General features: G+C 70.6%; 1 protein-coding gene. It reads left to right on the top strand.

All coding sequences use genetic code 11. The features are described 5' to 3' along the window. Positions 1–84: 84 nt before the first annotated feature. A partial coding sequence (locus E1265_RS36175) for an ISL3 family transposase (RefSeq protein ID WP_132935167.1) occupies positions 85–1,499 on the top strand: 1,415 nt, incomplete at its 3' end.

The raw sequence follows: 1,499 nt of genomic DNA on the forward strand, positions 1-1,499 counted from the left end.
GGCTCTGGCCCGTGTTCGGTGGTGACGAAGGGTGACGGGTGTCGTTGACTCCATGTGCGGGATGTCAACGAGCTTGTGGGTGTGGTGTTCTCGGGGTTGTCGGCGCTGGTCGTCGAGGGGGTGGCGGACGAGGGCGAGGGTATCCGGGTGATGGCCCGGACCCAGGACGGGCCGGTGTCGTGTCCGGTGTGCGGGACACCGACGGAGCGGCTGCACGGCTTCCACTGGCGGTCCGTGGCGGACGTGCCGGTGGACGGCCGGCGGGTGCTGGTGTCCGTGCGGGTGCGGCGCCTGGTCTGCGCGGTGCTGGGCTGCCGGCGGCAGACCTTCCGCGAGCAGGTGCCTGGTGTGCTGGGGCGTTACCAGCGTCGGACGAGCCGGCTGGCGGCTCAACTTGGTTGTGTGGTCAAGGAGTTAGCGGGCCGGGCCGGTGCTCGCGTGTCCCGCGTCGTGTCTGCCGCGGTGTCGCGTTCGACCGCGCTGCGGATCCTCATGCGACTCCCGCTCCCCTCGCCGCGGGTGCCGCGTGTCCTGGGGGTGGACGACTTCGCCCTCAAACGTCGTCACCGGTACGCCACCATCCTCATCGACGCCGAGACCGGCGAGCGGATCGACGTCCTGCCTGGTCGCAACGCGGACACTCTGGAGGCGTGGCTGCGCGAGCATCCCGGCGCCGAGATCGTCTGCCGGGACGGCTCCGGCTCTTACGGCGAGGCGATCCGCCGGGCCCTGCCCCAGGCGGTGCAGGTCAGCGACCGGTGGCATCTGTGGCAGAACCTCTGCGACAAGACCCTGGCGGAGGTCCGCTCGCACAGCTCCTGCTGGGCCACTGTCAACCCGCCCCGCTCGGGCGGAGTGCACGAGCAGACCACCCGCGAGCGGTGGCAGGCCGTCCACGACCTGCTGGGCAAGGGCGTTGGCCTGCTGGAATGCGCCCGCCGCCTGAACCTCGCCCTCAACACGGTCAAACGCTACGCACGTATCCGCGAGCCCGAAGCGCTGCGGCGTGCCCCGCGCTACCGCCCGACCCTGGTGGATCCCTACCGCGACCACCTCCGCTCACGGCGGGCCGCCGACCCCGCCGTCCCCGTCCAGCAACTGTTCCGCGAGATCAAGGAACTGGGCTACACCGGCAGCCTCAACCTCCTCTACCGCTACATCACCCAAGGCCGAGCGGAAGGCGATCGGCCCGTGATCACTCCTCGCCGCTTCGCCCGCCTGATGCTCACCCGCCCCGACAACCTGCGAGACAAGGACGCCGCGCTCCTACGGGAACTCACTGCGGCCTGCCCCGAGATGACCGAACTCGCCCGCCTTGTCACCGGGTTCGCCGCACTCCTCGCCCCCGCCGCTGGCAACGACACCAAGCTCACCGAGTGGATCAACGCCGTCCGCACCACCGACCTACCTCACCTGCACGCCTTCGTGAACGGCCTCGAACTCGACCGCGCCGCCGTCGACGCCGGACTCACCCTCCCCCACCACAACGGCCGCACCGA

The organism is Streptomyces sp. 8K308, from assembly GCF_004348315.1.
Taxonomy (GTDB): domain Bacteria; phylum Actinomycetota; class Actinomycetes; order Streptomycetales; family Streptomycetaceae; genus Streptomyces.